We start from the raw sequence: 26,948 nt of genomic DNA on the forward strand, positions 1-26,948 counted from the left end.
TTAGTAGCGTGCTACTGGTATAAATTTTCCTTGCGTGCTGTATTCACAGAGGCTGCGCAAAATTCACTCTAGTAGCACTGTATTTGTTTTATAGTGGATCGGCTATAGCACATTACAAGTCCTGAGAAATTGACAACAATAAATTAATAACAATATTAAATCGATAACCATATTAATCTATAACGATAAGTGATTTCATTATGAGCGCTAATATTCAAAAAGTAACGGTACTAAGTAAAACCACTTGGACGCCTAATCTATTTAGTTTTACCGTGACGCGTCCGGATAGCTTTAAGTTTACTGCCGGTCAGTTCGTGCGTTTAGGGGTCAATCCTAGCAAGCTTAACTATCATCAGCAGCAGTCGAGTGAGGGCGCTGATGAGGTGCCCAATGAAGATATCTTTCGCGCTTATTCTATCGTCTCATCTCCCTTCGATGAGGTATTAGAGTTTTTCTCTATTGTCATTGAAGACGGCGCTTTCACCTCCGAGCTGCAGCATTTGCAAGTCGGCGATGAGCTGCTACTCAATACCATGCCTTTTGGGTTTTTAACGCTAGCGCGCTATCAAAAACCGCTACCGAAAGACTTATGGTTACTAGCGACTGGCACGGGCCTTGCGCCATTTTTATCGATGCTGCAAGATCTACAAACGTGGCAAGACTATGAGCATATCGTACTCGCCTATAGCGCGCGCAGTGAAGAGGAGCTGGCGTACGTTGAGCTGATTAACCGTTTGCAGTCCGATTTTGGTGAGCTAGTGGATAATCCTGCTAAGCTGATATTTGTGCCGATTGTCACCCGTGAGCCGGTGGCAGGCGCATTGAGCGAGCGTCTGCCCAAGCTGCTAGTAGACGGTAGCTTGCAAAAGCAAGCCGGTATCGAACTTGATATCGACAACGCCCATGTCATGCTTTGCGGTAACCCTGATATGGTCGAAGACACCAAAGAGACTTTAAAGTCCTTAGGTATGGTGATGAATCGCCGCGGTGAAGGTAATATTGCCGTAGAGAACTACTGGTAAGCCAAATAGCTCAGTCCATAATGAAAAGCCCCATTCTAAATATTTAGAGTGGGGCTTTTCATTGTGAGACGAGATGTTCTTGTCATTATAAGACAAGGGATGTTCTTGCTCTTACTCTTGACTGGGTTCGGTCGCGTCATCTACCGGATTGATAGGCCCTTGCATCAATTCAGGCTCATCATCGACTTTGTCTTTTTCGCTAATAATATCGTCGCCATTACTACCTAATAAGTCGCGGTAGTTGACTTGAGCTTTGAGAACCAATTGCTCTTCTTCAACTTCACCATAGTTGACTTGCACCTTATGCAAGGCGCTCATTATTTTCTTATTCTTCTTTAACCAGCGATGAATATCTAAATAGATAATCTCGTCTTTAGGCCGGGCAATATTGATATAAGATAAAATAAAGCCTAAAGGGTCTTTTTTTAGTACGCTATGATAAAACCAAATAAACAGCTTGATACCTTGGCGCTTAATAAAAGAATCGCAGCGCAGGTTGAGCACATCAGTATAAGTCTGCTGACCAAAAACAAAGCGCTGGACATTGCGATCAAGCTGCACATGCACTAGGCTGAAGTTACTGGCGACCTCTGCATAGATACCGGCGACATCGACGGTACAGAACAGTCGAAACCAGTTATCATGCAGCTCGACTCGCAGCTCCAAAATGGCTTTTACATTATCGGTGACAAATTTTTGTAGAGCGTCGTTGACGTACTTTTGGGCGACTGGTAGTGGGATCTCATCTTCTAACTTATCCGAAGTTTTGCCATATAGTTTTTTTATCGCAGAGGCCAGGCTATCCCAGCCCTCATGAAAGGACTGGTTAAAACGCTCTCCTATAGCATCAGCGAAATCATAAAAGTCATCAAAGTTGCTAGAATCAGTCAAACTCATTATCCTTGTAGTCATCATTATAAAACAGGCGACAAAACGAGCTATAAAATAGCCAATAAAAGCCAGTATATAGCAAAAGCATTAGGCAAAAAACGCATGGGTGTTCATTTTAGCAAATAACGCTGATAAGCGTTTTTAAAACTATACATTATCAGTCATTGTCGTCCGGGCCGACATAAACGAAAGCTAAGCTTGCGTTAAATCAGCAATAAACATTTGCTTGACGCTCGTGTTATCATAGCGCAGTTATTTTTATACCTTTATTCGGTCATCAGATTCATTGATTTCAGCTGAGAGCTGCCGTGGCGCATATCAAAGATTCACAAAGTTATCATTTCTCAAGCCAAGCGCCTACTCGCAGCTTTAGTATGCCAGTAGCGATTATTATCGCGCTTGGCGTGCATGTGCTGCTTATCTTCGGTATTAGCTTCTCGATGGGCAGTCATCCTGCCGCTATGATACAAGATGTGGCAAAAGCGCTCACTGATAACATGCAGCCAAACGAAGATGCCTATTATATCGCTAATGCTTCGCAGATAGGCGGCGGCACTGTAGATGAGCAGATTCGGCAAGAAAGCGCGCAAACCAGTCCGCTCGCAGCTGAACAAATCAGTGAAACCCAAGATGTCATCAATTTGCAGCAGCAAGTGCGACAACAGCAGTATCAAGAAAGCTATTTGCGCACCACTTTAAGCTGGCGGCAAGCGAGTGACAATACCGATAACGACGAGCAGCAAGCAAAAGACGATGTTAGGGCGCAGGAGGCGCGCCTGCGTAAACAGATCGCCACGCTTGAGGCGCAGCTATCTCAGCGTCAGCAAGTTTATGCCACTAAGTCAAAAGTCGTCACCCTCGATAGCAACTCTACTACGCGCGGCGCGGCGGCGGATTATATAGAGACTTTTCGCGATCATGTCGAGCGCGTGGGTAATTTGCATTATCCAAGACAGGCGCGAGTACAAGGCATCACCGGTGAAGTGCGCTTGATGGTCATCATCAGTAATGATGGTAATATCAAAGCCATCCGTCTGCTTGAGAGCTCAAACTCCAATATTTTGGATGAAGCGGCGAAGCAGTCGGTGCGTAAGGCCGCGCCTTTTGGCAAGTTCACCGAAGATATGAGTGATATCGTTGAACTCAGACTCATTCGTACTTATCGTTATAGTGATAAAATTGAGGTCACTTACTAAGCGTCCTTATTATTAATATTCATCGGCAAAATTATAAAGAGCAGGATCATTATGGAATTTTTAGGATTTACGGTTGACGTTGCGACATTGACCAGTAGTGCCATCGCTTTGATATTCAAAGTGGCTTTTGCGATAATCATTTTTGTCATTGGCCGCTGGCTTGCCAAAAAACTAGTCACCTTTGCTAATCGTCTGATGGTGCGTGGCCACTTAGAAACAACAGCGGCTAATTTTTTGAGTCGACTGTTATATGGCATTTTATTGGTCGTTATCGTTTTAGCTGCGCTAAACCAAGTCGGCGTTCATACCACCTCGGTCGTTGCTATTTTAGGCGGCGCAGCCGTTGCTATAGGTCTGGCCTTAAAAGATCAGCTCTCAAACTTCGCGGCGGGTATTATCATCGTCACTTTTAAGCCCTTCATTAAAGGCGATTATGTGCAGATCAGTGGCTATACTGGTACGGTGGAGGAAATTACGTTAGTCAATACTCATATGACTACCATTAACAACCATGACATCATTATTCCTAATAGCGATATCACCACCTCCGCGGTGACGAACTACACCGCGCTGCCCAATCGCCGTGTCGATATCACTATTGGGGTAGGCTATGATGCTAATATCAAGACCGCTAAGGAGCTAATCTTGAGATTAGCCAAAGAAAACCCAGTCGCCTTCAGTGATCCTGAGCCTATCGTACGAGTGACGAACTTAGGAGACAACTCAGTCGATCTAACGCTAAACGTCTGGACCACAAATGATGACTGGTGGGCGATGCAGTGCGACTTACTTGAGCGATTCAAAGAAGTGTTTGATAGCGAGAAGATTGAGATACCGTTCCCGCAGCGCAGTGTACATATTAAAGGTCTCGATCAGATGATGAATAATATGGATCAATCGCAAAAGCTGCCAATGGATAAACAATCATAAAGAGTCCGTCGGTTTTAAATATTAAGCCAAATAGGGGTTAGGCAAATCAAGTCGGGCTAAGATAGCAATCTCAAACTGCTCCATCTCGTCTTGCTCCGCCTGCCCAAGCTCGTGATCGAAGCCTAGCAGATGCAGTACGCCATGAATAAGCAAATGGCTGATATGCTGCGCTAGGCTTTTATTTTGCTCGCTTGCTTCTCGCACGAGCACCTCATGACATATAATCAGCTCGCCTAACGGTAGCGCTGGCATTAGATCGATAACGCTGGCGGGCAGCTCACTTGGATAAGAGAGAATATTGGTCGCATAGTCTTTACCGCGCGCGTCTAAATTCAATGCTTTTCCTTCAACCATATCAGTAATATAGATATCTAAAGCTTTGGGTTTGCTCTGCCACAATGCAGCATCGATATCTGCAAAGTAGGGCAGAGTTAAACCGTCTTTAACACGCTCGTCGATATAAGTTAAAGCTTTTGACAGTATATTCTGTAGTACTTCTGCGCGGTAAAACTCATCGATTAAATGATCATTAATAGTATCAATAGCACTGATGTCTATGTCATTGAGATAAGTCATCTGTTTTGCCTTATTTTAAAATTCTCTTTGCTAAGCGTTTGTGGGCATAAAGACCAGATTAAATATAAAAAACCAGACTATTAATAATAATCTGGTTGCAGTAAGGTTGCGTCTGTTCTTATAACTAAGGATTTAACCGGACAACTAAAGCTTAGAGGCTGCGTTAGCAACTGCTTGTTTGCGTTCTTGCTCCGCTATGCGCTGCTGCTTACGCTTCTCATCAATGACTAATTGTTCCCCATCAAAGATATCATAGGCCTCAACGATCTTTTGTACCAGATGATGACGTACCACATCTTTTGAGCCAAACTTAGTAATATGAATCTCATCTATACCGCTCAATATATCCAAAGCTTGCGCTAGTCCTGATTTGGTACCACGCGGCAAGTCAACTTGCGAGATGTCACCAGTGATAACAGCGCGTGAGCCAAAGCCCAAACGAGTCAAAAACATCTTCATTTGCTCAGGGGTGGTGTTTTGTGCTTCATCTAAGATCACAAAAGAGTTGTTGAGCGTACGACCACGCATATAGGCCAGCGGCGCCACTTCAATGATTTGACGCTCAATCATTTTACCGACTTTCTCAAAGCCTAGCATCTCATATAGCGCGTCATATAGTGGACGTAAGTAAGGGTCGATTTTTTGAGTGAGGTCTCCTGGTAAAAAGCCTAGCTTTTCACCGGCTTCGACTGCCGGACGTACCAGCAAAATACGCTCAATCTCATTGCGCTCTATCATATCGACCGCGCACGCGACCGCCAGATAAGTCTTACCGGTACCAGCAGGGCCGATACCGAAAGAGACATCAGAGGTCAAAACGTTTTTGACGTAGCGCTGCTGATTGCCACCGCGCGGGATAATTTTGCCTTTACGAGTGCGCAGACTAATCGGCGTAAACTCATTGCTTGCGTCCAAGTCGTCATCATCTTCACTATCGTCAACGCGAGCGTCGTCCGTGCTATCTTGGTCGTAAGCCATGTCTTCATCGCGAGATAGGCTGGCTTGAATAATAAGATGCAGCTCTTCGGCGCTGATATCTTTTGAGTTTTGCGCTTCGTCAACTAGCTTATATATGATGCGCTCACCGCGCTCAACTCCGGTGATATCACCGCTAAGGCAAAAGTCGGTTTTGCGCTGGCTGATCTTGATATCGAGACGTTCTTGAATATATTTGAGGTGCTTATTGTATTCACCTAGTACGGTTTTTAGCTGAGCTTGGGTCAAAAATTCAAACTTTATATTGCGGCTAATGGATTCAGTCAAGCGATTATCCTTATAATAAATGCCCTTTATTTGGTGGGCAAAAAGTAATGTAATAAGTCATTAGATATCTTTCATTATGGTTGATAATATTTTAAATTCAAGCCTTTAGCGCTATTGGTAATGACTGTTTTGTATGTCGATTGCAAACACCTAAGCTAAGAGCTGGCAGTAGTTATTTGCTACTAGAATTATCGAATTGGCATTATCTATAAGTTACCTAATCGCGTCAATGATAGACGCGGTAAGTAGCGTTAAGCCCACAGAGTTTAAGATAATCTGTGGTAACCTATGGCTAATATAGTTCGATTATTAATGTTCATGAATGGATGTTTTTAAACATACAAGTTCAGTTAAAAATAATGAGAAAAACTGAGCCTTTATTTTAGTCAATTTAAAATATTTTAGTTTTATATAGGGATAATTATGCAAAACTTCGAACAACATAGCGCTAAGTCTAATTTAGACCCTAAGCCTAATGCAGTGACCGATCAGCAAGTACTTATCGCCGGCGGCGGTCATGTTGGCTTATCTTTTGCCTTGCTATTAGCGCATCATGGCATCAAAAGTACTTTACTTGAAAAAAACAGCTACCCTGAGATCGGCCCCGAAGACGATGCCAAGCGTAGTCACTATCTAGACAGTCGTAATACTGCCTTGTCACGGCGCACCGTGCAGATCTACCAAGAGATAGGGCTATGGGATGAGCTACAAAGCCATGCTTGCCGAATTGATGCGGTACAAATCAGCGAGCAAGGCAGCTTTGGGCGCGCGCAGCTTAAAAAGGAAGAAGAAAAGGTCGAGTCTTTTGGGCAAGTGATGGAAAATGCTTGGCTCGGCCGTAAGCTATTACTGGCGGCGCAAGATGAGCCACTGATTACCTTAATCGATAATGCTGACGTAGTGGCGGTTGAACAACAAGCGGATGGTGTTACTTTGACCTTTAACTATTATGACGGTAGTGAGGGTGAGCAGCAGTTGCAAGGCAGTGTGTTGGTCGCTTGTGATGGCCGTGATTCGACAGTGCGTCGGCTGTTAGGGATAAGCACCACCGATTACGACTATGGGCAAACCGCTATCGTCGGCGTGGTGGAAACTTCTATGGCGCATAATCATGTGGCGATTGAGCGCTTTAGCCCCGCTGGCCCGTTAGCCGTTCTACCATTGACTGATCCTGAAGGCGACGGCAATAATAAGTATCAAAAAGGCTATCGTCGTTCGGTAGTTTGGGTCTGTGCTAATGGGGAAGAGCAGCAATATCTAGAAGATGACGCGCACTTTTTAGCGACATTGCAGCAAGCGTTTGGCGAGCGCGCTGGCAGTTTTATCAAAGCCGGTCGCCGCGGCGCTTATCCACTAACGCGAGTGCTTGCTGACAGACAGGTCAAAGGCCGCTGCGTAATTATGGGCAACGCGGCGCACACACTGCATCCAGTGGCAGGTCAAGGCTTTAACCTCTGTATGCGCGACGCCCATGTCCTGGCAGAAATGCTAAGCGAGCAAGTCAAGCAGGGCGCAGATATCGGCGATAAGCAGATGCTCAAGCGCTATGAAAAAGCGCGTCAGAGCGACCAAAAGCGCGTCATTCGCTTCTGTGATGCAGTGGTACACGGCTTTACCCATTCTAATCCAGCGATTAAGCTGGCACGTAATGTCGCCTTAGTGGCTTTTGATAAGCTGCCGAATATCAAGCCCTTAGTCGCCACTTATGCCATGGGACTTAAGTCTTAATTCGTTTTACGCAAAGTCAAAGTATGGACAGCTATTAAATCTAGGAAGTGTTGAATCTAGGAAATATTGTATCTAGGAAGTATTTATGAAAAATAACCATAGCTTAATCATCGGTGGCGGTATCGTCGGCGCAACTTTAGCGCTAAAGCTCGTACAAGCTAAACGTCCCGTAACTTTAGTCGATGCAGCGCCTGAGCGTGATGAAGCGAGTTGGCAGGAGCTACTTAGCCAGCGCGATGCGCGGGTCTATGCGCTGAGTCTTGCCAGTATTGAGCTACTCAAAGAGGTCGGCGCTTGGCAAAATATTCAGACTAGCGGCCGTAAAGCCGACTATTCACAAATGCAGGTTTGGCAATTAAACGGCTTAGGCGAGCTATTATTTGGCGATAGTGATACAGAGCATCTAAATATATTAGGCAGTATGGTGGAACCGTTGGTTATCGAGCATGCCCTTTGGCAGCGCCTAAATGATAGTGATGTTAGCGATTATCTTACAGTGATTAAAGGCCAAAAAGTAGTCGATATGGACTGGCTAGGGGCGCAAGCAGGCTATCAAGTGACTTTGGAAAATGGCGAAAAGATTAGTGCCAATTTGCTCGTCGGCGCTGATGGCCGCGGCTCGTTTGTCCGTAAGCATGCGGCTATTGAGCTTGTTACTTTGGACTATCAGCAAACCGCGATTTGCTGCGCGATTCACACTGCTATGCCGCATCTGGCTACGGCACGTCAAGCGATGTTGCCGACAGGGACGCTGGCATTATTGCCCTTAGCGGATATCACTGAGGAAGATAAAGCCCGTCCAGAACATTGGCAGTCAGTGGTTTGGACTTTGCCGCGCAACCAAGCGTTAGCGTTACTAGCAGAAGAACCAGACTATATCGCTGAGCAATTAGCAGCCGCTAGTCATTATGAGCTTGGCGCAATCGACAAAATAGAATCTATCGCCAGCTTCCCGCTCGCCGCGCAGCAAGCCAAAAGCTATATCGCGGATAATCTGGTATTGATAGGTGATGCCGCGCATGGCGTTCACCCACTGGCAGGACAAGGGCTCAATCTAGGTATGCTCGATGTCAAGGCGCTATTTGCGCAATTAGAGTACGACTATCAGCGCAGCGGTAATACCTTGTGGGGTAGCGCGCAAACGCTACGCACTTATGAGCGTTTGCGTCGTCCGCATAATAGCTTGATGATGCATAGCTTTTCCGCGCTGAATTGGTTATTTGCCGGCGAGCTTTCACAAACTCGTCCTATGCAGCAACTGCGTAGCGAAGGTATGTATCGGGTGGGCAAGATTAAACCTTTAATGCGGTTGTTTGCGAGGCAGGCGAGTGGGGTTTAGGGTCAATAGCTCAAGGATGAGTAGCTTATGAATATTAAATCATTGGATATAATGACGGCTGCTATAAGCACTTTATCATCTAACGCCGTAAAACCACATCCTTCTAGGGCGTGGATATCAGGCGTCATCTGTTGTCACCTAAGATTGAACATGCCTTGATAACCAAACGCATTGAGATCATAATTATTCCATGAGAACGCTCAAGCTACGCATCAAAGACAAACACGCCACTCAGCTCAATATCTTGGCTGGGTCGGTTAATTTTGTCTGGAATTACGTTAATGAGCTGAGTTTTAAACATTTACAGCGCACAGGCAAATTCTTTTCAGCCTATGACTTGGCCGTTTACACCAAAGGGGCGGGTGAATACCTAAATCTGCACAGTCAAACCTTGCAAGCGATTAGTGAGGTTCACGCTAAATCCCGTAAACAGTTTAAAAAAGCCAAACTCAACTGGCGTACCAATAACCCTAAAGCCAAACGTAGATCTCTTGGCTGGATTCCTTTTAAAAAGACCGCGATTAAGCACTTAGCAACCCGTCAGTCAGGCAAGAAAAGCCTTAAATCTACTATTCAGCTAAGCCTTGCTAAAGGCAAAAAGCTGATCATTGATGTGTGGGATAGCTACAATTTAGCCCTCTACAGCATCAATACTTGCGAATTAGTACAAGACAATCGTGGTCACTGGTACGCCTGTGTCACCGTTAAAGAATTTCCAAAAACAGTCTGCGGCACTGGCCGAGTTGGTATTGATCTAGGCTGTAAAGATGCCGCAGTCAGTAGTGATGGCGATGTTCTAACCACTAAGCTGACCCATCAATACGCCGAAAAACTGGCCATTGCTCAACGTGCTAAAAACAAAAAGCGGGTCCGTGCCATTCACGCCAAGATTAAAAACACCCGTAAAGACCTCATTCATAAATTTACCAATAAATTAGTTAAAGCCAACAACTTAATCGTTGTTGGTAAGATTAAATCAAACTCATTCACTTCATCCAAACTGGCCAAATCCGTCTATGACGCGGGTTGGTTTGAGATTAAGCGGCAACTGGATTACAAATGCGCGAACGCAGGTTGCCACTATATCGAAGTCAATGAAGCGTACAGCACCCAAACCTGCTCGTGTTGCGGCTCTCGCCAAGACAGTCCGAAAGGTAGAGAAGGTCTTGGTATAAGAGAGTGGTTTTGTCGTTCTTGTAAAACGACCCATAACAGAGATGTTAATGGAGCGAAAAACATTCTCGCGGTCGGGCTTGGCCGTCTTTAGTAGGAATCCCCGTTCCTTTAGGTCGGGGAGGAAGTCAAGCGCTTATTAGCAATGTTGAATAGTATATTCAGCGTTTAAAAATTAAAAAAGTAGGTGGTGTTCTAAAAAGTATGCTGGCGATAAAAGTCAATAAGAAATCTATGTTAAGCTCTCTGATTCTATAGGGCTTTCAAGGCTTCAAAAATTGTGCAAATTTTAATCAGCATACTTTTTGACACACCACCAAAAAGTAAAATTATCAAATGCTACCCCAAAGCCGAAAACACTACCATCAGTACCGGCGAGATGATATTAATCAAAAAGCCAAAGCTAATCGCCAGTGGCACGACCTTGAGGCCGCCTGATTGCTGAATAATCGGTAAGGTAAAATCGAGACTTGTCGCGCCGCCAAGGCCAACTGAGGCAGACGGATATTTACGCATAAACACCGGTATAAATATCAGTGCAAAGAACTCACGGATTAAGTCATTAAATAACGCCACACTGCCCCAAATTGCGCCATAAGCCTCGGTCATGACGATAGCGGAGAGCGAATACCAGCCAAAGCCTGAGGCTAGTGCTAAGCCTTTGGTCCATGACACATCGGTAAATAGTAAGGCAAACACAAGCCCACCAACCAACACCGACAGCGTAAAGATAACACTCATCTCAACGCCACGCTTATTAAGCATGACTTCTTTTAATGTAATGCCTGAACCCTTTAAGCCAATACCGACCAATAAGATCAATATCATCAGCATGACGGTCATGGTGTTTTCAGGCGGCATATAACCTGCCGGTAAAAAATAACCAATCACCATACCGATGACAACGCAAACCACTTGTGCCAAGCTGCCTCTAATACTGACTCGATGTTCTTTAGATTTGGCTACTGGTTTTTTAGCTTGCCATGGTCGGACACGGTCAAATACCATCAGTGCAAACAATCCTGTGCCAATCGTCAATATAGATAAGACGGTCACGTACAGGGCAATTTCGCCAACTTGGTTACCCAGCCCTTCTACCTTTGATAGCTCAATACCGATCAGTGCCAAGATAAGATAGACCAAATAAGACAAGCCTGTATCGGCAAGTTTGGTCAAGGTTGGGTTAGAGGGAATGGCAAAGCCAATAAACATTGGCATCAAGACCAAAACGAGGGTAATTAGGCTTTGCATAGGGCAGGCTCGAAATAGCAGGGACTGTGGGACATTCACATCGTTTTTACAAGCCGGCAATTGTACCATAATGAGGAATAAATTTAGCAGATAAAACTGCTATAGGGGCGAGACGCCCATCCGCTTGCTAAATGTTTAAGGCTATCCAATATGCAAACCTGCCCCTCTGCCATAGATCATAAACACACTACAGAAAAGCAAAGCGCGCCTCAGATGATAGTCGTAGGTGGTACTAGCGGCATAGGTCTAGCTTTGGCTTTACATCACAGCGCTATTGGCTGGCAAGTGCGTGTGGTCGGTCATAATGATGCTAAGATTACCAAGATCAACGTAGAGCATCCTGAAATCATAACTTATGCGTGTGACTTGACTGATTCTGAGCAGCGCCGGCGCTTGTTAGCGGAATTAGAACGAACCCGCTTTGATAGAGTGATTTATAGTGCGGGAGGTTATCTTAATGAGCGTGTACATCAGCTTAACAAGGCCGATAGCGACTTGATGTTAGCGATTAACTTACAAGCATTTCAGGAGGTATTTGCATGGGGTAGTCAGCAGTTAAAACACCAACAGTTAACTGCTAAACATACAACAAAATCGATAATGAACAACGCTCAGCCGAAACCGAGCCTGATTTGTATGGCTTCTATCGCAGGCATGATGGACTATCCATACGCTAGTCTCTATGCCAAAAGCAAACGGGCGATGATCGCTACGGCTAGCGCTTATCGCTTGGCATTAGCGCCTTATAATATTCAAGTCACTTGCATTGCCTCAGGATATATAGATACGAAAGCCTTACGGGACTTAAATCAGGGTAGTGCCGATCATAAGCCTTTTATTATTAGTAGAGATAAAGCGCTTCAGCTTATTATGAAAGCCATCGATGAAGGGGTGGAGCTCGCTGTTTTTCCAAAGCGCCTTTACTACCTAACTTACATGTTAAATAAGTTACCTAAACCGCTGCTGGATCGAGTATTGCGCGGCAAGTTGGATAAATAAGAAGAACGACAAAGGACTGCTAAGTCCAGTTAGCCTAATAACCAATAAGCTACCGTGAATATTGGCACGCCAATTAATAAACTATCTACTCTATCGAGCACGCCGCCATGTCCTGCTAGCATCGTGCCAGTATCTTTGACCCCATGTTGGCGCTTAAAAGCCGACTCGAGCAAGTCGCCTGCGATACCACTAACGGCAAGACCATAAGCGCTAAGCAAACAAATCCACCAAGCAAATGGTGTCAACCAAACCCCTAAAAAACTGGCTAATAGCGCAGCCAGTAAACTACCAAAAAAAGCCCCTTCAATACTTTTATTCGGGCTGATTCGCGGCGCAAGACCACGTTTGAACAGTCGGCCTTTAAACAGTTTGCTGCATAAATACTGCGCAATATCATTAAACTGACTGGCGAATAATACAAACAACAACACCCCGTATTGGCTACGGTGCCAAGTCAGCTGCTGTAAAAACACTAAGCTGACAATAAGTAAAATAAAAGCACCACTAAAGAGCCCGTCTAGTAGGTTGAGATAGATATAAGGCGGGGTGTTATGACCAGTCAGAGGGTCGTTGATGGTGTGAGAGCCAGAAGAGCTATTAGAGCGCGCGGTGTTTGAGTCTGCTGCTATCAGCTGTTTTTGCGAAATGGGTAACGCTAGCGCTTTGGGCTGTAGACCGCGGGCTTGTAGCTTACTAATCAGTCGGGATTTGCTCTCGGAGCGCCACAGACGACTGATCTCATAGCTACCGCGTAAACCGATAAGCACGAAGAATCCCACTAGTAGCCATTGATAAGGATAATGGCTATCGAAGCGGTGGCTACTGCTGTTTGTTTTGGCGATAAGATAGCAGCTACCTAAGGCGGCAAGCATCCACCACCAAGAGCGCGCGATGAGATAAATCGTAGGCAAACGAGCACGCAGCTTCGGTATCGCCAGTAGCGCCCAAACCGAGCTGACAGTAAGCATAAGTAAGATAACAAATAGCGTATCAGTGCTCATTAGTGATTCACTCTATAAGATACTGTACCATTAACTTACTATACTAGATAAGGCTGCTATTAAATAGGGGCGAGCGCTGATAAAGGCTGACTGTGAGTAAGGTTTTCTTCAAATAGCTCTATATTTTTGATTTTATTGGTTATTTCAAATCTTAAAGGTCTCTCACTAATACAAGGGCTGATAACGCTGACCAAAGGTTTAGTGGCTAAAGTAGGGTAGTCTTGACGGTAATGACCGCCGCGGCTCTCGTGACGCTGAAGGGCGGATTGCACAATTAAGGTTGCTAGTTGTAATTGGCGGGCAAGCTTAAAGAGCAATAAAGTTTCAGAAGTTATTGCTGTATATTCTAAACAAGCGCTCAGATTACCTCGGCTTTGTGCGTGACTGATATCATTTATGCTAAGGGCTTTGAGCAGTTGCTGCCACTGCTGTAGTTGCCCTAAAGCTCGCTCAAGAGACTTAGCATGACGCACGATGCCCAAATGAGTGGTCATTAGCGTCTTGAGTGAGGCGGCTATAGAATCAGTATCAATATCAGAATTGGCATCAATATCAGTATCAGTAGACTGATGGAAGGTAATGTCCTCTGAGAGTAAGATAGGTTGGAGGTTGTCGACTGTAGGCGTCGACCAGATATGATCAGTCAAATAGCGTGGTAGGTGCTTAGCGATTTTATGACCAACGACGATACATTCTAGTAGCGAATTACTCGCTAGGCGATTGGCGCCGTGCAGACCGGTATATGCCACTTCACCGGCAGCATATAATCCGGGTACATCGCTTAGACCTTGATCGCAGGTGACAATACCGCCGCAGCTATAGTGGGCTGTTGGCGCGACGGGTATAGGGTCAGTGGTGATATCTATTCCTAACGCTAACAGCGTTTGATAAATCTGCGGAAAGTGCGCACGCAAAAATGATGTGGGCAAGTGACTGACATCTAAGTGTACGTAACCTAAGCCGTTATTAGCGATTTGCTCGGCAATAGCACGGGCGACGATATCACGCGGTGCAAGCTCGGCGCGCTTGTCAACCGCTAGCATAAAGCGTTGGCCCGTGATCGGACAATACAAACGGCCGCCCTCACCGCGCAGTGCTTCTGATATCAAAAAGCTCGACTCACCTAAAGCAAGACCTGTCGGGTGGAACTGCACAAATTCCAAATTGGCCAATCGGCAACCGGCTTGCCACGCCATCATCACGCCATCACCCACGCAGACATTTGGCGCGCTAGCACGAGCGAAGAGTTGACCAAGGCCGCCGCTCGCCATCACTACCGCCTGACTTTCAATAGTCCGTTGGCGCTGATGATTATGATCAAAAGCGATAGCGCCTTGGCAGCGATTACCTCCTTTACTTCCTTTATCCGTTAATAACTGCAGAGCTTCATGAAAAGGCAGAATAGTAATGTTACTAGCGGCATGTGCTTGCGCAGTCAAAGCTTCCATAATATGACGACCAGTCGCATCGTCAGCATGCGCAACACGGCGGCAACCATGCCCGCCTTCTTGGGTCAGATGCAGACTATTAGTCGTCAGATTGGGCTGTAGATAAGAGGCGGTACTGGTATTCGCGTTGACATTAACATCAACATCAATATGGTCATTATCACTAGGGTTAGCCACTTGCGTAAAAGGTACGCCTTGCTCGCACAGCCATTGTACGGCTTGTTTGCCAGCTCTTAAGATACTTGCAGTATGCTCCGGCGCGCAAAGTCCAGCGCCGGCGATTAAGGTGTCTTGGACATGGTCGTTAACGCTATCATTTGCCGCTAAGCTTGCAGCGATACCGCCTTGGGCATAATGGCTAGAACAAGCTTGTAGATCCGCCTTACTCAACACAGTGATATTTAGCGACTTTGGTAGCGCCAGCGCCGTGCTAAGACCTGCTAAACCGGCACCAATGATAAGTACTTCAGTACGAATAGACTCAGTAACAGGATGAGTTTTGGCTGCATCAAGCGGCTTGCTGTTAGCGGCGACGCTCATATTAGGCGGCTCCCACATTATTAAACAGTGCACGGTCTTTGACGATATCACCACTAGCAGAGACGCGTTGTTTTTTTGCGGCGGCAAAATCAAGCATCCGCTGTAAAGGTTTGCTTGCCGCAGCTGCTAGCTCTTTTGATAGTGTGACTTCGCCGCTCTTATTCAGCAAGCATTGCTCAATGCCGAGTAGACCATTCATCGCCATCCAAGGACAAAACGCACAGCTCTTACAACTCGCGCTTTCACCAGCAGTCGGCGCAGCGAGGAAACGCTTATTGGGTGAGCGCTTTTGCATCTCATGCAAGATACCTAGATCGGTTGCCACGATAAAAGTATCAGCGTCCAGCTCATAAGTCGATTGCAGCAGCTTACTGGTCGAGCCGACCACATCAGCGAGCGCAACCACGCTATCAGGAGATTCTGGGTGTACTAGCACCTTTGCCTCAGGATATTCTGCCTTAAGCTGATTGAGTTCAGTTGCTTTAAATTCGTTATGCACGAGGCAGGAGCCTTGCCAAAGCAGCATATCTGCGCCTGTCTCGCGCGCGATATATTTACCCAAATGCCGATCGGGGCCCCAGATGATTTTTTCACCTTGCTCGTGCAGGTGACGAACGATATCGATACCGACAGAGGACGTCACCACCCAATCGGCGCGCGCTTTGACCGCAGCGCTAGTATTGGCATAGACAACAACGGTACGATCAGGATGCGCGTCACAGAAGGCGGAGAACTCATCGACAGGGCAGCCCAAGTCCAGCGAGCATTCCGCCTCCAGATCTGGCATCAGCACTGTCTTTTCCATACTGAGGATCTTGGCAGACTCACCCATAAAGCGCACGCCTGCGACAATCAGAGTCTGCGCACTATGCGCTTGACCGAAGCGCGCCATCTCCAATGAATCGCCCACGCAGCCGCCGGTGGCTAACGCCAAATCTTGAATAAAAGGGTCAACGTAGTAATGCGCAACTAGTACCGCGTTATGCTCAAGCAGGAGCTGTTTGATGTTCGCTTCGACTTGTAGTCGCTCGGAGCGTGGCAAGTCAGCAGGTAGTTTGGCTTTGGCATAATCGATACCGGTTTGTATCGCGATACGCTTGTCAGCGCTTAATACTGGTGCGTCGTAGGGATAAGTGTTCATAAGGGTGTGCCTTATTATAAAAATATTGGTTTTAAAGGAAATAAATAGATAGTCAAATTAATGAGAGGTTTTATATTATGCTCATTTTGAGCATAAATACAAGTATTTTTTATGGGCTAATTTGCAGAGTAGTTCTGTAGTCTGTAGATGAGCGCTCATTTTGAGCGATAGAATTACAACCTGAGACTAGGATAGTCAGCAAATCGCGTTATACTGCTAAAGGTTAACCATTCATTTGCATGACTTTGCATGACATTGGCATATTGGCATTAGTGCTCGATGGAAGTTATAAACAAAGATGATTAAAGGGTAAAAATATAACACTATGACGTTGTCCTATTCACACGCGCATCAACAAGGTAGCGGCACTACTGAGGTCGTGGCGGTACTGATAACTATCACTGATAATACCGCGCAAGTGCTCACTGTTGATCAAGGTAAGCTGTTACCTAATGGCCCTTTAATGCCGCTGCATCGCTCGCTGCAAGCCGGCGTGCGGCAATGGGTGGAGGAGCAAACACAGCAGCCGCTAGGGTATTTGGAGCAGCTTTATACCTTCGTCGATACCAATCGGCGTAATGAAGATGGTCATGCGTTGGTCTATGTCAGCTACCTAGGTTTAGTACAAGAGCAGCAGGCCAAGCAAGCGCAGAGCCAAGCGAGCTGGCAGGATTGGTACGATTATTTTCCGTGGGAAAACCACTTAACAGGTACGCCGGATATTATTACCAATCTAATCCTACCGGCGCTATATATGTGGGCCGATAGTGCAGAAGATGAGGCTATCCGGCAAAGACGGCATAAGCGTATCGGGCTATGTTGGGGTGTCAGTCAAACTAGCGAGAGCCATAAAAACGGAGCGAACGCTAGTGAAGCAGATACAATCGACTGGGTAGCAGAGCATGTGCTGCTACGTTATGAGATGCTCTATGAAGCGGACTTAGTACCAGAAGCGCCGAATTATCATCCCAATAGGCTTGCTGCTAATTGGTCACAACAGATAGGCTTGCCGATGTATTATGATCATCGCCGCGTCATTGCTACCGCCATCTCAAGGCTCCGCGCGAAGATAGAATATCGTCCACTTATCTTTGGTCTGATGCCAAATAGCTTCACCTTATCGCATCTGCAACAAAGCGTCGAGGCGCTATCGGGTATGCGGCTGCATAAACAGAACTTTCGGCGTCTACTAGAGTCGCAAAACCTTGTCATGCCTACTGGGGAGAGTAGTAGCGCTCAGCGCGGCCGTCCGGCGAAGCTCTATCGGTTTTGCCATGATATCGAACTACAAAGTCTGCTTATGGATAGTAAACTACCGAAGCGTAAGTGACTCTTTACTCATTGCTTAAGTGATTGTCTACCCAAGTAGTTTTAGTAACTTTTACCTAACTCAATTTCCACCTCAAAAACTTTTTATTGAAAATAAAAGCACATTACGCTATATTTATGCTCATTTTGAGTTTAAGTAATTAGCGCCTCATAAGCGTTTAGAGACTTGACTCTTTTTAAGCAGAGGATAAACCAAACGATGAACACTCACTTAGAGCTGGCGCTAGATAAAGTACTGCTTGAGCCATTAGTACAAGCAGCACTCGTAGAAGATTTAGGTCGGCGCGGCGATGTGACCTCGCAAGCGACCATTCCCGCTGACAAGCAAGCAAAGCTACAGATTCGGGCGCGGCAAGCAGGAGTGATTTGCGGTATGGATGTAGCAAGGCTGTCGTTTGCTGCAGTCGATGAGCAGATAGAGTTTGTCGCTCAAGTTCAAGATGGTGAGCGCGTCACCGCTGGTACTGTGCTCGCTATCGTCAGCGGTAATGCGCGGCACTTATTAACTGCGGAGCGTACGGCTTTAAACTTCTTAACTCATCTGAGCGGTATCGCGACTGCCACGCAGCAAATCGTCGATAGCGTTGCTGAGTATCCGGCGCAAATCACTTGTACGCGCAAGACGATTCCAGGTCTACGTACACTGCAAAAGTATGCCGTGCGCTGCGGCGGTGGCCGAAATCATCGTTTAGGCTTAGATGATGCGATTTTGATCAAAGATAACCATATTGCGATAGCCGGCGATATCCAAACGGCAATTAAGCAGGCGCAAGACTTTGCCGGTCATCTCATCCCGATTGAGGTGGAGGTCGATACCTTAGAGCAGTTGCAGCTAGCATTAGACGCAGGCGTCAGCTTAGTGCTACTTGATAATATGAGTCCTGATACGTTGAGCGAAGCGGTAGCGATGTGCCAAGGCCACGCCAAGACTGAAGCTTCTGGCGGTATCACACCTGAGACCGTGCAAGCGGCGGCGAAGACGGGGGTTGATTTTATCGCTATGGGCTATTTGACCCATAGCACGACCGCGCTAGATATCGGCTTGGATTTTAGCGCTTAAGCGACTAGCGATGCCTTAAATTAATATCTTAAAATGAAACACTTAAAGGCAGTTAGTGATTTAATTCGCCTCTCTTGCCATGCTATAATAATGGCATCAAAAATACACGGGGTCATCGCTGCAATCGCACGATGGCCTTATCTTTTGCCCGATGTTTATGCAAAACAAGCGAGCGCTCCGTGAATACTGAAATTATCAAAATTATCTTAGCTTTTTTGGTGCTGATTAATCCTTTTAGCGCCTTGACCCTGTTTTTGGATTTGACGCGCGGTTATTCGATGATGAACCGCCGCAAAGTCGCGCGCATCGCTTGTTTGACTATTTTTATTACTATTAGTTTTTTTACCGTAGTGGGGGAGACTCTACTAAAGGCTTTGGGCATCTCCATCGGCTCGTTTCAGCTGGCAGGCGGTATCTTGGTGTTTTTAATTGCCCTTAATATGATGAACGGTGAGGGTAATCCTGTTAAGCCTGATCAAGAGAACTTCGATGTCGATCATGTGCAGGACGCACCGCCAACGACAGCCGCAGCAGTGGTACCACTCGCCATTCCGATGATGATTGGGCCCGGCGGTATCTCAACGGTTATCATCTACTCATCGCAAGTGTCTGGTATTTTGCAGATATCCGCTATTCTTATCGCCGGCTTGCTAATCAGTATCTTTTGTTATTTAGCGCTGATGGCAGCAGGCCGGATTAGCCGCTTATTAGGCGATACCGGACTCAATATTATGAGCCGAATTATGGGTATGTTATTAGCAGCTGTTTCTATCGAAATCATCGTCAATGCTCTGCGTAGCCTGTTTCCTGTTTTATTATAGCTATTCTATCAATTCGTTTATTAGCTCAATTATCAGCGTACTTATAGTCAATCAATATTAAAAGTGGTACAAGGCAGACGAGTGCAAGTACTACAGTAGTAGGCTAAACGAGTCTAACGCTGTAACACTTTAATAGTGGTTCGACTATATTGATTGATAACGCTTCATGCCTTTGTCTGTTGCCATACAAATTACCCTGCCTAAAACCCCTCAGCAATCTCGTTCTTTTAGAGGTTTGCTGAGGTCTTCTGTATTGCTCTAAACCCCTGATCCATGACCAAGTAGAGCGTCTAAAAACATGAAATATAAAAATATGTTATAGTAGTGCTCCACTATTATCAGCAGGAGTAAATCTTGAACAAGAAAAAAATTGCTATATTAGGTGCAGGTCCAAGCGGTTTGGCACAATTACGTGCCTTTGAAGCGGCGCGTTTAGCAGGCGCTAAGGACTTACCAGAAATTGTATGTTATGAAAAACAAAATGCCATTGGCGGCATGTGGAACTATAACTGGCGTACTGGTCTAGATAGAAACGGTGAACCCGTTCACGGCAGTATGTATCGCTACTTATGGTCGAATGGCCCTAAAGAATGCTTAGAGTTTGCCGATTATTCGTTTGAAGAGCATTTTGGCGAGCCTATCCCGTCATACCCACCGCGCGAAGTCCTAAAAGACTACATCATGGGACGTATCGATAAGCAAAATATCCAAAAATATATCCGTTTTGAGTGCCCGGTACGTTGGGTCACTTTTGATGATGAAACCAAGTTATTTACCGTAACAGTGATGAACCACAAAACCGGCGAGCAAGAAGTCGGTGAGTTTGATCATGTGGTCGTCGCAACAGGTCATTTCTCAACGCCGAATATGCCTTATTTTGAAGGACTAGAAGCCTTCCCAGGCCGCGTATTGCACGCTCACGATTTCCGTGATGCCTTAGAGTTTAAAGATGAAGATATCTTACTCATCGGTAGTAGCTATTCTGCTGAAGATATCGGAACACAGTGCTATAAATACGGCACTAAATCGGTCACTATCAGCTATCGCACGCAAGCGCTTGGATATGACTGGCCCGAGGGCATTAGCGAGAGCCCGCTAGTGACGCATTTTGAAGACGATGTGGCGCATTTCGCTGATGGTACGAGTAAGCGCTTTGACGCGATTATTATGTGTACCGGCTATTTGTTCCATTTCCCGTTCTTGCCAGATGAATTACGTTTGCAGACGCATAACTGTCTGTATCCGGCCAACCTTTATAAAGGCATCTTTTGGCAGCCAAACCCGCAGCTTATCTATTTAGGTATGCAGGATCAGTACTTCACCTTTAATATGTTTGACGCGCAAGCGTGGTACGCTCGTGATGTCATCCTAGGTGATATTGAGTTGCCGGATCTTGAGAGCCGCCAAGCAGACGAAGAAAAATGGCTCGCCACTTACGCTAAGTGTGTAACGGTCAATGATTCGATCGATTTTCAAGCCTCCTATATCCGCGATCTCAATAACGCGACGAACTATCCTGAATTTGCAGTCGAAAAGCAAGCAGATATCTTGAAGCAGTGGCAGAAAGATAAAACGGAAGATATCATGAAATTCAGAGAAAAAGCCTACCGCTCAACGCTGACCGGTACGTTAGCGCCAGAGCTACCAGAGCCTTGGTTAGATATCACTGATGATTCGCTAGAGCACTTTTTGAACTTAAGCTTTATTAAGTCCAAAAAGCACAAAAAAGCGTCTTAGCTAAAGGTTATCAATACTATTTTAGCTAATAGTTATTAGACAATGCTTAAATAGATAACATTTATAACGCTTATCACATCGAAACCAAACATGCTGAGATAGTGTGTTTGGTTTTTTTTATGGCTAAATATATTAGCGATGAAAGGTTTGTAAAATGCTAACTGTTGTATAAATGCCACGCTAGATACAGCATCAGTATTCCGACTAAGGCATCGAGTATATTCCAAGCCTTAGGTTTGGCAAATAATGGCCGTAATAGCTGTGCACCATAGCCTAGCGCAAAAAAGAACACAAAAGAAGCGCTGACGGCTCCTAGAGCAAAGGTGAGTTTGCTACTAGCACCGGTTGAAACCATACCCACGAGCACCAAAGTATCTAAGTAGACGTGCGGATTGAGCCAAGTAAAGCCAATGCAAAGTAGTAGCGCTTTTTTAAGGCTGCCTACTGCTTGGCCTTCGGTCGTCAAGGCATGAGATAGTTTTGCGCTAGCATATAGGCTTTGCAGTCCATAACCGACTAAAAATACCACACCTGCGAATTTTGCGATAGTCACCACTTGCGGGAAACGAGCCGTTACCGCGCCAAAGCCTGCGACGCCCGCTGAAATCAGCAATGCATCACTGACAGCGCAGAATAGACAAATAAGAAACACGTGCTCGCGTTTAAGGCCTTGTTTGAGGATAAAGGCGTTTTGTGAGCCAATAGCTATAATCAGCGATAAGCCTAGAAAAAACCCAGACAAATAATCAGCAATATTCATAAAGAGTGGCTTAGTTTTTTACTATAATTGGTGACGTTTGCTTACTGGAAGATGGCAAAAAAGCTGTTAAGATAAGCTATTCAAAAGTCGAATGCAATAGCGTAAGTGCGCTTTGAGCGGGTAGATTATGAGCGATTAGGGAAAGGCAAGTTATGGTAATAAGTCTGGCAAGAATGCTACAGTCATTTGGGCAAGAGCAAGATGACCTGCCGACTTCGGCTGCCAAAAATGTACAAAAAGCAGCAAGTAACGTGAATCAAGATGATACTGCTGCTGACAGTAGTGCTAACAATAGCCGTAAACATATTGAAGCGTTATCGCCGCTTACTGAGCCTAAACGCGCTGAGCGTATCTGTGCTGCATTGGCACAAGTTAATGATATTGGTACGCCAACGCCGCTGACCGATCGCTATTTGGCGAACCGCGCTCAGTGGCGCTCGCCCAATCGACCTCCTTTTGACCCCGATACCTTGTGGTATCTCAAACATGGACGCTGCCCGATTATGACCGAACTTGTCGATGTGGTTGATGAGGCCACCCTAAACGCTATGCCTATCGAGGCGGTGGCTATTCTTGATCGTATTAATGGCAAGCTCAAACGCTACCGTGACTGGAGCGATGAGCTGAATGAAGAGCAACAGCAGCATAATGAGCGCCAGTTCGTCATCGATAAACTGGTGTCCGAGAGCATCCCAGAAGCGCTGCATCATTATGAGCAACTACTGCGCTTTAGTCCGCATCGAACCAGAAACACTATGGTGCAAGGGAGTATGACGGCAGGTGATATGTTGACTGATCTGTTTTTGGAGATTGATTACGAGCTTGATGAGCTCCTTGATGAGCTGCATCAAACCGTGCTCAATCGCTTGGCATCGACTCATCGCTATGTCAAAAGCCGCACGCAAAGCTAAGCTGTATTTACTAACATAGTAAGCAAAATACAGATAATTTTTCCACCTTTTATAAGGATACCGCCATGACTCAAGTAACCGCCATGTTTGTGATGTTCATCCTCTACGGTGTGCTACCGGCAGCAGGATTGTATCTGGGTTACCGCGGTATCAAAAAAGTAACGGCGCCAAAAATGCTTGAGTACAAGGCGATGCCGCAGCTCGGTTATATTCCTGAAAAGAGCTTACCTACTGAGGTCAAAACCTTACTTGATAAGATTAATCAAAAAGGTGAGAAGCTACGAGTCATCTACGGCGATACCAATAACGATGGCAAAATTGATGATACGGATACGGTGACCGAAACTTATATCATGATTCAAAACTTGATGGACAAGCATATCCCGCAAGCGGTAGCCGACTACCGTCGTCTCCACGATTTGGATGGTCAGCGCGCCGATACCACTAAGATAAAACACTCTGGTGTCACGGGTAAAGAGGCGCTGTTAGAGGTGCTAAATACAGTAGATCGTCAATTCGATGACTTACTCGATGCATCTTATCATCAAGACGGGCAAAAACTACTAGTGACCAATCGCTACTTACAGCAGCGTTTCGATGCTCCTACTACTAGTAATAATACTAATAGAGCGCCAAATATAGTCATAAATGAGCAAGCGCTAAGTGATAAAAGCGAGTCGCAAGTTTAATTATTAATTTGGAATTTTATTAATCGAGTTTTTAGATCTAAATATAAACTTATTAATAGGCATAGTTTGCAAAAGCAGCGGCAAAGAGTAGTAAGAAAATAGAAGGCTAAATGACATGAGTGTACTGATAGGCGTAGGCATTGCGACTACTGTCGGCGTCATTTACATTGGTAAAAAAGGCTGGCAGGCGCTGCACAAAGCAGTTGGGATTAGCCCTGGCGTGTTGGTTTATCAAGACCCTAATCAAGCGCTAACACCTAAAGATATGCGCTGGCGTCAGCTTACTTTGGATCCAAAGCACTTAGCAACTTTAACGCAACAGCAGCTGCGACAGCTACAAGCTATCGACGATAGGGTAGCGGTATATAGCGATTATCAGCAGAGCTTAGCGCAGCAAAAAATCACCGCCACTATGACCGAGCAGCAGTTTGTGCTGCATAAGTTACTACACACAAGACTGCCGGAGATGCTAGCCAGCTATTACCATCTGTTTAAGCAAAATAATAAAACCGAAAATAGCAAGCAAGTAGAGGCGCGGCAGTTACTGCAAGCAATGTTGGATAATATTGAATCAAGATTAGAGTCTTTACTCGAACAAATGCGAAGCCATCATCTGCAAGATCTACGGGTGATGAAGCAGTATATGGATAGCCAAAGTTAGCTTATGCTGCAACTTCTGTGAGGTGCGTTCCACGTACCATTGGCTAGGTTTTTCTCAATAATCGGTGCGCAGGGCGCACCTTACGTGAGCTAAAATCATAACCTACAAAAAGAATGGCCATTGATATTAAATATCAATGGCCGTTTTATTTTGTCTAACCTAACTTGATAAATTTGTTTTAACGATTGCTATTACGGCTACGACCTTTACTAGCAGGGCTGCCACTACGCTTAGACTTAGCGTTATTATCATTGCTCTCAGATCTACGGTTGTCACTACGTCGCGCTTTTAGCGGTTTACTTCTAATACGCTTTTGCTTCTCTTTAGCTGCACCATGCAGACCGGTACCCTGACGCGGGCGCAAGCTAACTAAATCAGTCAAAGTGTTAATGTCTTTTTTGTCTAATTCAATATGACGACCTGTACGCAGCTCTTTGGGTAGATCGATAGAGCCGTAGCGCGTACGTAATAGGCGGCTGACTTTTAGACCCTGCGACTCAAATAGACGGCGCACTTCGCGATTACGTCCTTCTTTAAGCTTGACGTGATACCATTTATTCACGCCTTCACCGCCGCCTTCCTTAATATCTTCAAACTGCGCCATACCATCTTCTAGCATCACGCCAGAGGTTAAGGTACGGGCAATCTCAGGCGTCACTTCGCCTAGCACTCGTACCGCATATTCACGAGTGATTTCATTCGATGGATGCATTAAGCGATGCGCCAGCTCCCCATCATTGGTAAATAATAGTAGTCCAGTTGAATTAATATCCAACCGACCGACCATTACCCAGCGGTCATGAGTCAGTTTTGGCAAGCGCTCAAACACAGTTGGACGACCCTCTGGGTCATTAGCGGAACAAATCTCGCCCTCAGGCTTATAATAAGCAATGACGCGGCGGCGCTTTTCATTTTCGCTGGTGTATTTGATCTGACGACCATCAACGCGAATCTCATCACCTGGGCTGACGCGATCGCCAATAGTCGCAGGGCCATTATTGACCGTGACGCGCCCAGATTTGATGACTTCTTCCATCTGCCGGCGTGAGCCAAGGCCCATACGGGCGAGTGCTTTTTGTAGTTTTTCATCTTTCATAATATATCCTTGAATCGGGTGAGTGTGTACATTTCTCAATGTAAAAAGTTAGATTGGCTATTTTACGCTACTTTGAACGACAAAGCAGTAGTCAGCGACTATAATATCTGCAAACTAGTGTAGATAAAAGTGAACAAAAATAATAACAATAGATGAAATTTTAACCAATTATGTTATTATGGCTTTTTTTTATAGTATAAATGCCTTACTAAATTAGTAGTATATCGTTGTTATCTATACTTTTTATCTGTCATCATGCTCTATAAAGGTCTTCATTATGCGCCAATCCTTTAAACTGTTAAGCACCTCGGGCTTATTGCTCATGACTTTATGGTCTGCAGGATGCGCGACGACGACGATCAATTCAGGCTTACAAGCAGGTGATTTGCCGCCAGTAGGGGACTTCACTGCCGAAAATGGTTTACAGTTTAATATTCAGCCGCTCAACTTAGCGACCTTGCCGCCTCCGCAAGTCAGCCGTCCTACAAATGACATTTATCAGTTGATAGCGAGCTCCACTAAGAAACAGTATCGTATTTCTCAAGGTGATATCTTAGCTATTAATTTAGTGGGTTATCCAGATATGAATATCGCCTCATCTGGAGGTGGTAATAGCCCGGCATCTGCAGGATACCCAGTAGATCAGCAAGGCTTCGTGCAGTTTCCGTTAGTCGGCAGAGTTAAGGCCGCAGGATTGAGCGTACCGCAATTTACCGCCTCCTTGCAAAGTCAACTGCAACGCTATCTGAAATACTCCGATCCACAAGTAAAGATTATCAATTACCGCGGTAATAAGTTCTTTATCGATGGTGAAGTCAAACAGCCTGGCGAGTTTGCTATTGATGATGCGCCTGTATCACTATATAGTGCGATCTCTAAAGCAGGCGGCGCGACAGAGACCGGCGATTCAAACAGTATCGTGCTAAACCGTAATGGCCGTAATTATAATATCGGTCTAAGCGATCTACGGCAGATAGGCGCTTCGGGTAATCAGATCTATATTCAAGACGGCGACTCTATTCATGTTAATAGCCAAGATCGAAACACTGTCTATGTCTTAGGCGAGTTTGGTCAAATTGAGCCGGTGCCTATCTTGGAGCAAGGACTGAGCTTAGCGCAAGTCTTAGGCAGATCTAAAGGTCTGAACTCTGCTACTGCTAATGCGGCCAAAGTATATGTAGTCCGTGACAATCCAAACTATCAGCGTACCAACATTTATTATGCTGATATGCAAAATCTGACTAGCCTCGCACTGGCCAATCGCTTCGAGATGCAGCCTAATGATATTCTCTATGTGGATCCAACTGGCCTGACGCGTTGGAACCGTGTGATCAGTGCATTGCTTCCTTCTACATCAGCAATTAGAAGCGTTTCAATCTTATAGGT

The 26,948-nt window shown here is 45.5% G+C and carries 24 protein-coding genes; 15 read left to right on the forward strand and 9 right to left on the reverse strand.

All coding sequences use genetic code 11. The annotated features are described in order from the left end of the window. Window positions 1–200 precede the first annotated feature (200 nt). Window positions 201–1,022, forward strand: a complete 822-nt coding sequence (locus AAEY83_RS00190; protein WP_025647198.1) for a ferredoxin--NADP reductase — start codon at window positions 201–203, stop codon at window positions 1,020–1,022. Between the two features lie 111 nt (window positions 1,023–1,133). On the opposite strand, the gene AAEY83_RS00195 is transcribed toward AAEY83_RS00190, so the two are convergent. Then, window positions 1,134–1,919 carry a hypothetical protein gene (locus AAEY83_RS00195; protein ID WP_037059839.1) on the reverse strand — a complete coding sequence of 262 codons (786 nt, stop codon included), beginning with the start codon at window positions 1,917–1,919 and terminating at the stop codon, window positions 1,134–1,136. Between the two features lie 302 nt (window positions 1,920–2,221). Here AAEY83_RS00195 and AAEY83_RS00200 point away from each other — a divergent pair, with 302 nt between their 5' ends. Together AAEY83_RS00200 and AAEY83_RS00205 are read left to right on the forward strand one after the other, a co-directional pair. After that, window positions 2,222–3,109 carry an energy transducer TonB gene (locus tag AAEY83_RS00200; protein WP_025647196.1) on the forward strand — a complete coding sequence of 296 codons (888 nt, stop codon included), beginning with the start codon at window positions 2,222–2,224 and terminating at the stop codon, window positions 3,107–3,109. 51 nt (window positions 3,110–3,160) lie between these two features. Beyond that, window positions 3,161–4,039: a mechanosensitive ion channel family protein gene (locus AAEY83_RS00205; protein WP_025647195.1), complete on the forward strand. Its 879-nt coding sequence runs from the start codon at window positions 3,161–3,163 to the stop codon at window positions 4,037–4,039. Window positions 4,040–4,060: 21 nt separating this feature from the next. Here the strand turns inward: AAEY83_RS00205 and ybeY are convergent, their stop codons facing one another. Beyond that, window positions 4,061–4,615 (reverse strand): rRNA maturation RNase YbeY, encoded by a 555-nt coding sequence (gene ybeY, locus AAEY83_RS00210; RefSeq protein ID WP_025647194.1) that lies wholly within the window; start codon window positions 4,613–4,615, stop codon window positions 4,061–4,063. Window positions 4,616–4,759: 144 nt separating this feature from the next. Then, window positions 4,760–5,878 carry a PhoH family protein gene (locus tag AAEY83_RS00215; protein WP_025647193.1) on the reverse strand — a complete coding sequence of 373 codons (1,119 nt, stop codon included), beginning with the start codon at window positions 5,876–5,878 and terminating at the stop codon, window positions 4,760–4,762. 423 nt (window positions 5,879–6,301) lie between these two features. Between AAEY83_RS00215 and AAEY83_RS00220 the strand changes: the two genes are divergently transcribed. The 3 genes from AAEY83_RS00220 (at window position 6,302) to AAEY83_RS00230 (ending at window position 10,212) form a co-directional block, all read left to right on the forward strand. Beyond that, window positions 6,302–7,606, forward strand: a complete 1,305-nt coding sequence (locus AAEY83_RS00220) for a UbiH/UbiF/VisC/COQ6 family ubiquinone biosynthesis hydroxylase (RefSeq protein ID WP_198013362.1) — start codon at window positions 6,302–6,304, stop codon at window positions 7,604–7,606. A gap of 85 nt (window positions 7,607–7,691) precedes the next feature. After that, complete coding sequence (locus AAEY83_RS00225; protein WP_025647191.1) at window positions 7,692–8,945, forward strand: FAD-dependent monooxygenase; 1,254 nt, start codon at window positions 7,692–7,694, stop codon at window positions 8,943–8,945. Window positions 8,946–9,135: 190 nt separating this feature from the next. After that, window positions 9,136–10,212, forward strand: coding sequence for an RNA-guided endonuclease InsQ/TnpB family protein (locus tag AAEY83_RS00230; RefSeq protein WP_025647190.1), 1,077 nt, complete (start codon window positions 9,136–9,138; stop codon window positions 10,210–10,212). 245 nt (window positions 10,213–10,457) lie between these two features. Here the strand turns inward: AAEY83_RS00230 and AAEY83_RS00235 are convergent, their stop codons facing one another. After that, the gene (locus AAEY83_RS00235; protein WP_025647189.1) at window positions 10,458–11,369 is read right to left on the reverse strand and encodes a LysO family transporter; all 912 of its coding nucleotides are present in this window, start codon (window positions 11,367–11,369) and stop codon (window positions 10,458–10,460) included. A 150-nt stretch (window positions 11,370–11,519) separates the two neighbouring features. Here AAEY83_RS00235 and AAEY83_RS00240 point away from each other — a divergent pair, with 150 nt between their 5' ends. After that, window positions 11,520–12,368 (forward strand): SDR family NAD(P)-dependent oxidoreductase, encoded by an 849-nt coding sequence (locus tag AAEY83_RS00240; RefSeq protein WP_025647188.1) that lies wholly within the window; start codon window positions 11,520–11,522, stop codon window positions 12,366–12,368. Window positions 12,369–12,397: 29 nt separating this feature from the next. Here the strand turns inward: AAEY83_RS00240 and AAEY83_RS00245 are convergent, their stop codons facing one another. Genes AAEY83_RS00245 through nadA form a run of 3 tightly spaced genes read right to left on the reverse strand, consistent with a single transcriptional unit; the run spans window position 12,398 to window position 16,498 of the window. Further along, complete coding sequence (locus AAEY83_RS00245; RefSeq protein WP_025647187.1) at window positions 12,398–13,369, reverse strand: phosphatidate cytidylyltransferase; 972 nt, start codon at window positions 13,367–13,369, stop codon at window positions 12,398–12,400. 59 nt (window positions 13,370–13,428) lie between these two features. Continuing rightward, window positions 13,429–15,357 (reverse strand): L-aspartate oxidase, encoded by a 1,929-nt coding sequence (gene nadB, locus AAEY83_RS00250; protein WP_025647186.1) that lies wholly within the window; start codon window positions 15,355–15,357, stop codon window positions 13,429–13,431. A gap of 1 nt (window position 15,358) precedes the next feature. After that, on the reverse strand, window positions 15,359–16,498 hold the full coding sequence (nadA, locus tag AAEY83_RS00255; RefSeq protein ID WP_025647185.1) for a quinolinate synthase NadA: 1,140 nt from the start codon (window positions 16,496–16,498) through the stop codon (window positions 15,359–15,361). A gap of 325 nt (window positions 16,499–16,823) precedes the next feature. Between nadA and AAEY83_RS00260 the strand changes: the two genes are divergently transcribed. The 4 genes from AAEY83_RS00260 (at window position 16,824) to AAEY83_RS00275 (ending at window position 21,445) form a co-directional block, all read left to right on the forward strand. Continuing rightward, on the forward strand, window positions 16,824–17,828 hold the full coding sequence (locus AAEY83_RS00260; RefSeq protein WP_025647184.1) for an NUDIX hydrolase: 1,005 nt from the start codon (window positions 16,824–16,826) through the stop codon (window positions 17,826–17,828). Between the two features lie 198 nt (window positions 17,829–18,026). After that, window positions 18,027–18,887, forward strand: a complete 861-nt coding sequence (gene nadC / locus AAEY83_RS00265) for a carboxylating nicotinate-nucleotide diphosphorylase (protein WP_025647183.1) — start codon at window positions 18,027–18,029, stop codon at window positions 18,885–18,887. Window positions 18,888–19,066: 179 nt separating this feature from the next. Further along, a complete protein-coding gene (locus AAEY83_RS00270) occupies window positions 19,067–19,708 on the forward strand; it encodes a MarC family protein (RefSeq protein WP_025647182.1) in 642 nt (213 codons plus the stop codon). A 354-nt stretch (window positions 19,709–20,062) separates the two neighbouring features. After that, window positions 20,063–21,445: a trimethylamine monooxygenase gene (locus tag AAEY83_RS00275; protein WP_025647181.1), complete on the forward strand. Its 1,383-nt coding sequence runs from the start codon at window positions 20,063–20,065 to the stop codon at window positions 21,443–21,445. 157 nt (window positions 21,446–21,602) lie between these two features. On the opposite strand, the gene AAEY83_RS00280 is transcribed toward AAEY83_RS00275, so the two are convergent. Beyond that, window positions 21,603–22,205: a LysE/ArgO family amino acid transporter gene (locus tag AAEY83_RS00280; protein ID WP_037059835.1), complete on the reverse strand. Its 603-nt coding sequence runs from the start codon at window positions 22,203–22,205 to the stop codon at window positions 21,603–21,605. A 152-nt stretch (window positions 22,206–22,357) separates the two neighbouring features. Between AAEY83_RS00280 and AAEY83_RS00285 the strand changes: the two genes are divergently transcribed. The 3 genes from AAEY83_RS00285 (at window position 22,358) to AAEY83_RS00295 (ending at window position 24,466) form a co-directional block, all read left to right on the forward strand. After that, window positions 22,358–23,116, forward strand: coding sequence for a hypothetical protein (locus tag AAEY83_RS00285; RefSeq protein WP_227501947.1), 759 nt, complete (start codon window positions 22,358–22,360; stop codon window positions 23,114–23,116). 65 nt (window positions 23,117–23,181) lie between these two features. Beyond that, the gene (locus tag AAEY83_RS00290) at window positions 23,182–23,805 is read left to right on the forward strand and encodes a hypothetical protein (RefSeq protein WP_025647178.1); all 624 of its coding nucleotides are present in this window, start codon (window positions 23,182–23,184) and stop codon (window positions 23,803–23,805) included. A gap of 115 nt (window positions 23,806–23,920) precedes the next feature. Continuing rightward, complete coding sequence (locus tag AAEY83_RS00295) at window positions 23,921–24,466, forward strand: hypothetical protein (RefSeq protein ID WP_025647177.1); 546 nt, start codon at window positions 23,921–23,923, stop codon at window positions 24,464–24,466. A 178-nt stretch (window positions 24,467–24,644) separates the two neighbouring features. Here AAEY83_RS00295 and rluB read toward each other — a convergent pair whose 3' ends face one another. After that, window positions 24,645–25,562, reverse strand: a complete 918-nt coding sequence (gene rluB, locus AAEY83_RS00300; protein WP_025647176.1) for a 23S rRNA pseudouridine(2605) synthase RluB — start codon at window positions 25,560–25,562, stop codon at window positions 24,645–24,647. A gap of 277 nt (window positions 25,563–25,839) precedes the next feature. On the opposite strand from rluB, the gene AAEY83_RS00305 reads away from it, so the two are divergent. After that, window positions 25,840–26,946, forward strand: a complete 1,107-nt coding sequence (locus tag AAEY83_RS00305; RefSeq protein WP_025647175.1) for a polysaccharide biosynthesis/export family protein — start codon at window positions 25,840–25,842, stop codon at window positions 26,944–26,946. Window positions 26,947–26,948 lie beyond the last annotated feature (2 nt).

This window comes from Psychrobacter sp. TB20-MNA-CIBAN-0197 (genome assembly GCF_040309765.1).
GTDB lineage: Bacteria > Pseudomonadota > Gammaproteobacteria > Pseudomonadales > Moraxellaceae > Psychrobacter > Psychrobacter submarinus.